This is a genomic window from Nostoc sp. NMS4 (assembly GCF_017115095.1).
Classification (GTDB): domain Bacteria; phylum Cyanobacteriota; class Cyanobacteriia; order Cyanobacteriales; family Nostocaceae; genus Nostoc.
Genome location: NZ_JABXKI010000024.1, coordinates 4,581 through 11,398, shown reverse-complemented (window position 1 = coordinate 11,398; position 6,818 = coordinate 4,581). Strand labels below are relative to the sequence as shown.

Here is a 6,818-nt window from a genome sequence, read left to right as displayed (position 1 = left end):
GTTTGTGTATTCTGAACACCTCAGACCAATTACGGTCTGTCCTACCCGAATTGTGGGGATTAATCCGCTCGTCTGGTCTACCTGAGATTCGACTGTCTCAAGACCCACAGTTCGTTTTTATTCGTTCCCTCGGAGAGATTGATTGTTCCATTAGGTGTAGCTAATTCAACCACTAGATTCCCTGGACTCTTGCCGCTATAAAAAGAGAAGTACGGCGGGAATGAACTCTAGTGAGGTCAGGGGGTTTTTGTTGCGCCCTGCCTTTTAGTGGGTTGCTTTTTTAGGCTATATTTCACCGTAAGAACTCCCTGTTAGCGCCAGTGTCCACCCGCAACGGTCGTCTGATTGCGCCCTGTTCCCAGTTTCACTCTACAAGAACCGAGCTTGTTCGGTGTGGGCAGATAAGGAGTCAATTCTGAGTCTGAATGGCAAGACTTACACTTGCATCTGACCGAGAGTTCAGCCCTTAATGACAGTAATCTGCTGTCGGGTTGGCTTAGTTATGTACGGACTGGCTACCGTGATTCACTAAACAACGAATCGCACCTTTTTACTAAATTCAGATAATTCAGAATTTGAAAATAGAAAAATTAATTAATGCAATAATTTTGAAGCAGGGAGATAGCGACTAGGGTGTTGATTTTGTACCTTTTCAGGGGTTAAAAAATCATGCACAATCCTTGCTGAGTAAAATTTGCAGTGAGAAAAGTTATTTTTCGCGTTCTTTAAGTAATAAGTAATAAGTAATAGTCCCCAGTATTCTTAAAACTGTTATTAAGCTCATTAGCATTACTGAGTAACATATCTCGCGCCGATCGCATCAACTGAGCCTCTGAATCACGGGGGGTATAAAAAGAGTCTTTAGATGTGTTTAGGGATACTTTGGGGGCTGTCCTTTCCTTGTAGTTGTTCAGTTGTCTGGGAGTAACCTTAAACCCTTGCTTTACTAGCCATCGGGATATAGATGGGGCAGATATCCCCTTAGATATCTGGTCATCTACAGTAGTCCGGATATCCTCTGGTAGTCCCTTAACCACACAGGGCTTATTATTTGTCATCGCTACCCTCTTTTATCTTCTGGCTTATCTCTTTTCGCAGGTTCTTAAGCGCCAACAATAACTCTGAGGGATCTTCTATGTCTGCCAGAGTTAGCTTAACCGCCTGAGTAATCCGAGACTTCTTTAACATCTCGATACCTTCCCGGATTAACTCAGCTACACTCTGCCCACTATTTTGACTTTCCTGTTCTAACCATAGGAGAGTAGATTCCTTCATCCGAGTTGCATACTGTTTATCTTGTATCTTCTTTTTCATATCAGGTATCCCAAATGCATTGCTTATGGGTATTTAGTCAATATGAAAATATCAGGATAATCTGCACTTTCAGGCTATCCCTATCAGGTTTACTTATATTTCATAGCCCATAACATTAAACCACTTAGCTACTAAGCATCTGAGGCGATCGCTGAGACATTGGGGGTAATATTGGTCAGTCAGATATGGCAAACAGAGGCAAACAGGGTTAACCCGTCGGATGTTTAAGGGTAAACTGGGGCTTTGAATATCACTTTGAATATCATTTACCCCAGTTTGTTTGTTTTTGATCATTCTAAAAGGCTGAAAGCCTTAAGGCGGTACCCGGATTTGAACCGGGGGTGGAGGTTTTGCAGACCTCTGCCTTACCACTTGGCTATGCCGCCACAGCAAGATACCCTCAACTACTTTAATGTTTCTAAGGTATTTTAGTAGACATTTAGTAGCCATAGGGCGCTAGTTAAACCATGATAGCATAGGATTCTGAGGTAGAGATAGTGGGTTAGCTGGATGTTTCTGGTAGTCTTTAAGCGATCGCTAGAAAATTCTGATCGCAAGTTGACTTATTACACCTTTACTTCATCGGCAAAACTACCCCAACGCAGAAAGTGAAATGGGCCGGCGATAGAACCCCAAAGACGTTCATCGGTGTCTAAATCCCTTCCCCGGTCAAGGCTGAAAAATTCTTTAGCGTCAATCTCAAATTCGTTATCCAGATAAGTATTTTTGCCATCACGAACCACTATGCAGCCTTTACCAGGTTCAACTCTGCCTTTGAAGCTTTTACCTGTCCACTCTACAATCATGTTGCAACCCGACATTTTTTCCAATTGCTCAACAGACAACTCTTTGAGGCGTTCGGGTTCACGAGATGCACCGTAAAATTTTTGTTCTTCTTTAACGGTGTAGTGTTCAATTGCAATGTGGTTTTCTGCTGGAATCAACTTCATTACCCGCATCCGGTAGGGTTGATTGAGCATAAAATCATAAGCTTGTTCGAGAAACAAACTTACCCCGGAGAACAACTCTAAGGGAAGAGGACGGATACAGACGCGGATATGAGCATAAAAAGGCGGATTTTCAAAAGCTTGTTCTTGATTGCTAAAGTCAGCTGCCATCCAGCGAGCTAAGGTGGCGATATCAGTAGAATGAGTCATTACAAAAGGATCGACTATTTACTTAAATATGATCTAGGATTATTTTGACACTCCCCTGACTCAAAAATCCTGGTTGCGATCGCAATTTTTAAATTACAGCAGAATTCAGAATACAAAATACAGAATTGACGAGGAAAACAAGCTTTATCTCTGGGTAACAGACTTACCTTGTGTAGGTTGGTTAGTTTTTCGTGGCTTTTCTAGATAACGCGAAAAGTCAGCATAGCTCTCAGGTAGGCTTTTCTTGTAAAGCTGGAGAAAAGCTGGAGAATAGTTAGTCAATAATAGGCATGGGGATAATTGCTAATTATCTCATGTAACTCACTCAAGGCAAAGTAAAGTATCCATGCTCAGGCACTTAATTGCGATCGCTACTGCCACTATACTCTTAAGCAATTCCTTAACACTGGCAGAGAGTAAACCGCCGAAACCACCTGATAAATTTCCTCCTAGCCCTCTAGAGATTACCACACCCGATCCACTGTCACCGCGATCGCCTAAAGATAAACAGCCGTTAACTCCCCAAGAACGGCAAAAGTTAGAACCAGCGTTAGATGCGTTAAATCAAGAAGCGGCGGTGAAACTACAAGCAGGTGAACCGCTTGCGGCCTTTGAAATTTGGAACCGAGAACTGCGTTTGCGGCGCTTTTTAGGTTCATTAGCAGAGGTACAAGCATTATCACGAGTTGGCGCGATCGCTTGGAAGCAAAACGACGCACAAGAAGTACAATATATTACCGAAAGATTGCAAGCAATTCAAAAGCAAACGCAATCTCAGAAAAAAACTGCCCCAATCGATCTAGAATTGTGGCGATCGCTAGGTGAAGCTTACAAAAATGTGCGATCGTCTAAACTGGCTATAGAAGCTTACGACCAAGTTTTGCTAGTGGTGCGACAACAACAAGATCGAGCAGCAGTATTAGAAACCCTCAAGACGCTTGGAGAATTGCATTTGAGTTGGTTTGATTATCGCAAAGCTGCGCCAATCTACGAGGAATTGTTGAGTTTAGCTACATCTCTTGGCGATCACGTCAACGAGGTAACATATCTGCAACAACTGGCTGATATTTACGAGCAGACAAACCAACCGCAGCAGTCGTTGAATGTACTTAATAAACTAGCAGAAATTTACGTCAATGAAAATAATCTTACGGCAATACCAGATTTAAAGCTAGCGATCGCTTCCGATTACGAATCTCTAGCTAAGAAAGATCCTAACTTGCTACTAGAAGCTTTTAAAAATTATCAAGAAGCTTATACCACTGCTTGGCAATTAAAGGAGTACGTTCGGGCTGGCGATGCTTTGCAGAAGTTAATTGCGCTGTATCGTTCCCAAGGACAAACAGAGGAGGCTTTGCAAGCTAGCGAAATTCTGGTGCAGATACAGGCGCAAGCTGCCAACTTTTACGGAATGATGCAAGCTTACGACCAAATTGGGCAATTGTATCTAGAACGCAAAGAATTTCCTCAAGCATTAACAGCTTTTCAACAAGGGTTAAAACTGGCGCAACAACTCAAACATGAAGAAGCATACTTCACTGGGCAAATTGCAAAACTGTCGAAAGCAAATTAACTGAAATTTCTGCGATCGCTTAATATAAAAATACCCGCCACGCTAACCCAAAAGGTGAAAAGCTATGTCAGAAACTACCCTAGCTGCACCAGATATTCAACTCCCACCCACCCAAGCCGAATTACCCGATGATGACGGTATCCCAATGGAAAGCCAGCGACACAAAGCCCAGATGGATTTGCTGATCGATGCTGTGATACCTTGGTTAGAAGAACGAGAGGATGGGTTTATCGGCGGTAATATGTTTGTTTACTACAGTCTGGCCCAGGTGCGAAACAAAGACTTTAAATGGCCAGACTTTTTTGCTGTGTTGGGAGTCCCGAAAGGAGAACGTCGCAGTTGGGTAGTTTGGGAAGAGGGAAAAACACCAGATGTGGTTATTGAGTTGCTTTCTGACAGCACAGCCCAAGCAGACAAAAATGAGAAAAAGCTAATTTATCAAAATCAAATGCGTGTACCAGAATATTTCTGGTATGACCCCTTTAACCCTAATGATTTTGCTGGTTTCTCTAATGAGAAAGGAGCTTATCAACCTATTGCAGTCAATGCTCAAAATCAGTTAGTGAGTCAATCTTTAGGGTTAGGATTGCAGTTGTGGCAGGGAAGTTATAAAGGTATTGATGCTACTTGGTTACGCTGGGCAAATTTGGCAGGAGAATTGCTACCAACTCCTGAAGAAAAGGAACGCCAAAGGGCAGAACAAGAACGCCAAAGGGCGGAACAAGAAAGCCAAAGGGCAGATAATGCAGAATCGCAGTTATTACAAACTGCACGCAACTTACTTGAATCTGGGATGACAGTAGAACAGGTAGCGAAGTTAACAGGTTTGAACGTCTCTGAGATAGAAGCTCAAAATGATGTATGATTTGTGAGGTTTGTTTTAGCGATCGCTCCATCAACGCAATCATACAAGCGATCGCTAATCTATCTCAATCCTGTTCTAAAATCCTTTCTATATCTTGTCCCGCATAGAGAATCCGCACAACTTCAATGCTTTCATCTCGCTCAAAGTAAAAAATTAGATACTTTTTAAATCCTTTAACAGCCCATTTACGCAAACCTTGTAAACGAAGATTATCCAAAGGATAACGGCTACCCATTCCAGGCATTCTTGCTAACTGTGCAAAAGTTTCTCTTACAGAGTCAAAAAACAAAAGAGCCGTGTCGGGGTTTTCTTGGGCAATGTAAGCAAAATACTCATCAATATCTAAACTAGCTTTGGGTGTAATGACTATTCGCTTTGTCATTATTTTTATTGATGCATCTGATTGAGCAAGTGTGTACGTTTTTGCTGCCACCATTCATCATTAACTTCTATTGCCTCTCCACTTTCAAGTCCTGCAATTAAAAGTTCTTCTATCTGTTCTTGCATCTTGCGTTTTTGGTCTTGAGTAATTAACTCTTGTAGATATTCGCTAATTGAACCGTAGCCACCTTGAGCCACTTGTTTCTCAATAAAGGCTTTCATCGACTCAGGCAAGGAAATATTAATGTTACTCATAACCTTGGCAGTGAGGTAGAACTATTTTTTCCATCTTATCACTGACAATTAATGCGGGAACTAAGACAGAAGTATCAAACAAGACTTTCATCAAGCTATTTGATCCTGAATGCGTTCTTCTCTCAATTCATCTATAAAGGCATTAACATCAAAGTTTTCTGGTAATTCTGCGTCTACAACTAAAATCCCTTCCTTTCGATAAATGTTTGGTTGGTTAAGGGGCGTTACATTCGCTATCTCAGAGTTTTGTTGAGTATGTTCTTCAGTGACTTGTTGACTCAGCGTGTCAATTTTTTCTGCAATAGCTTGCAAAATAAATTGCTCAGTCGAAATTCCCTGACTAGTTGCCCATTTTTCAATCTTTTGTTGGAGTTGGGGAGGAAAGTTCATAGAGGTAAATACAATTAACACTCCAATTGTAAAAGGCGATCGCCTACGGTAGAGTGAGTTGATCGCGCTGTTGTTGATGAAAAGCGTCAAAAAATAAAAAAAGCCGTCTCGGGGTTTTCTTGGGCAATGTAAACAAAAGACTCATCAATATCTAAACTGGCTTTGGGTGTAATGACTATCCGCTTTGTCATTATTTCTCTTGATGCAGCTGGTTTATCAAGTGCGTGCGTTTTTGCTGCCACCATTGATCATTAACTTCTATTGCCTCTCCACTTTCAAGTCCTGCAATTAAAAGTTCTTCTATCTGTTCTTGCATCTTGCGTTTTTGGTCTTGAGTAATTAACTCTTGTAGATATTCGCTAATTGAACCGTAGCCACCTTGAGCCACTTGTTTCTCAATAAAGGCTTTCATCGACTCAGGCAAGGAAATATTAATGTTACTCATAACCTTGGCAGTGAGGTAGAACTATTTTTTCCATCTTATCACTGACAATTAATGCGGGAACTAAGACAGAAGTATCAAACAAGACTTTCATCAAGCTATTTGATCCTGAATGCGTTCTTCTCTCAATTCATCTATAAAGGCATTAACATCAAAGTTTTCTGGTAATTCTGCGTCTACAACTAAAATCCCTTCCTTTCGATAAATGTTTGGTTGGTTAAGGGGCGTTACATTCGCTATCTCAGAGTTTTGTTGAGTATGTTCTTCAGTGACTTGTTGACTCAGCGTGTCAATTTTTTCTGCAATAGCTTGCAAAATAAATTGCTCAGTCGAAATTCCCTGACTAGTTGCCCATTTTTCAATCTTTTGTTGGAGTTGGGGAGGAAAGTTCATAGAGGTAAATACAATTAACACTCCAATTGTAAAAGGCGATCGCCTACG

11 protein-coding genes and 1 tRNA gene are annotated in these 6,818 nt (G+C 41.3%); 2 read left to right on the top strand and 10 right to left on the bottom strand.

The annotated features are described in order from the left end of the window. Positions 1–725: 725 nt before the first annotated feature. From HWQ37_RS00465 to HWQ37_RS00445, 5 genes are all read right to left on the bottom strand, one after another. Positions 726–1,058: a hypothetical protein gene (locus tag HWQ37_RS00465; protein WP_292742579.1), complete on the bottom strand. Its 333-nt coding sequence runs from the start codon at positions 1,056–1,058 to the stop codon at positions 726–728. Next, positions 1,048–1,314: a hypothetical protein gene (locus tag HWQ37_RS00460; protein WP_292742578.1), complete on the bottom strand. Its 267-nt coding sequence runs from the start codon at positions 1,312–1,314 to the stop codon at positions 1,048–1,050. The genes HWQ37_RS00465 and HWQ37_RS00460 overlap by 11 nt, the downstream gene beginning before the upstream one ends. A 93-nt stretch (positions 1,315–1,407) precedes the next feature. Further along, positions 1,408–1,608 carry a hypothetical protein gene (locus tag HWQ37_RS00455; RefSeq protein ID WP_292742577.1) on the bottom strand — a complete coding sequence of 67 codons (201 nt, stop codon included), beginning with the start codon at positions 1,606–1,608 and terminating at the stop codon, positions 1,408–1,410. Between the two features lie 21 nt (positions 1,609–1,629). Next, positions 1,630–1,700 (bottom strand) — tRNA-Cys (locus tag HWQ37_RS00450). Between the two features lie 180 nt (positions 1,701–1,880). Next, on the bottom strand, positions 1,881–2,471 hold the full coding sequence (locus tag HWQ37_RS00445; protein WP_292742576.1) for a chromophore lyase CpcT/CpeT: 591 nt from the start codon (positions 2,469–2,471) through the stop codon (positions 1,881–1,883). A gap of 346 nt (positions 2,472–2,817) precedes the next feature. On the opposite strand from HWQ37_RS00445, the gene HWQ37_RS00440 reads away from it, so the two are divergent. Both HWQ37_RS00440 and HWQ37_RS00435 read left to right on the top strand, forming a co-directional pair. Further along, complete coding sequence (locus HWQ37_RS00440; RefSeq protein ID WP_292742575.1) at positions 2,818–4,044, top strand: tetratricopeptide repeat protein; 1,227 nt, start codon at positions 2,818–2,820, stop codon at positions 4,042–4,044. Positions 4,045–4,108: 64 nt separating this feature from the next. Next, a complete protein-coding gene (locus tag HWQ37_RS00435) occupies positions 4,109–4,909 on the top strand; it encodes a Uma2 family endonuclease (RefSeq protein ID WP_292742574.1) in 801 nt (266 codons plus the stop codon). A 64-nt stretch (positions 4,910–4,973) separates the two neighbouring features. Here the strand turns inward: HWQ37_RS00435 and HWQ37_RS00430 are convergent, their stop codons facing one another. The 5 genes from HWQ37_RS00430 to HWQ37_RS00410 all read right to left on the bottom strand — a co-directional run. Continuing rightward, positions 4,974–5,291, bottom strand: coding sequence for a type II toxin-antitoxin system RelE/ParE family toxin (locus HWQ37_RS00430; RefSeq protein WP_292742573.1), 318 nt, complete (start codon positions 5,289–5,291; stop codon positions 4,974–4,976). Positions 5,292–5,296: 5 nt separating this feature from the next. Then, positions 5,297–5,545 (bottom strand): type II toxin-antitoxin system ParD family antitoxin, encoded by a 249-nt coding sequence (locus HWQ37_RS00425; protein WP_292742572.1) that lies wholly within the window; start codon positions 5,543–5,545, stop codon positions 5,297–5,299. Between the two features lie 90 nt (positions 5,546–5,635). After that, positions 5,636–6,025 (bottom strand): hypothetical protein, encoded by a 390-nt coding sequence (locus HWQ37_RS00420; protein ID WP_292742571.1) that lies wholly within the window; start codon positions 6,023–6,025, stop codon positions 5,636–5,638. Positions 6,026–6,125: 100 nt separating this feature from the next. Further along, positions 6,126–6,380 (bottom strand): type II toxin-antitoxin system ParD family antitoxin, encoded by a 255-nt coding sequence (locus HWQ37_RS00415; RefSeq protein ID WP_292742570.1) that lies wholly within the window; start codon positions 6,378–6,380, stop codon positions 6,126–6,128. 90 nt (positions 6,381–6,470) lie between these two features. Beyond that, positions 6,471–6,818: hypothetical protein (locus HWQ37_RS00410; RefSeq protein WP_292742569.1), on the bottom strand; the 348-nt coding region annotated here is incomplete at its 5' end.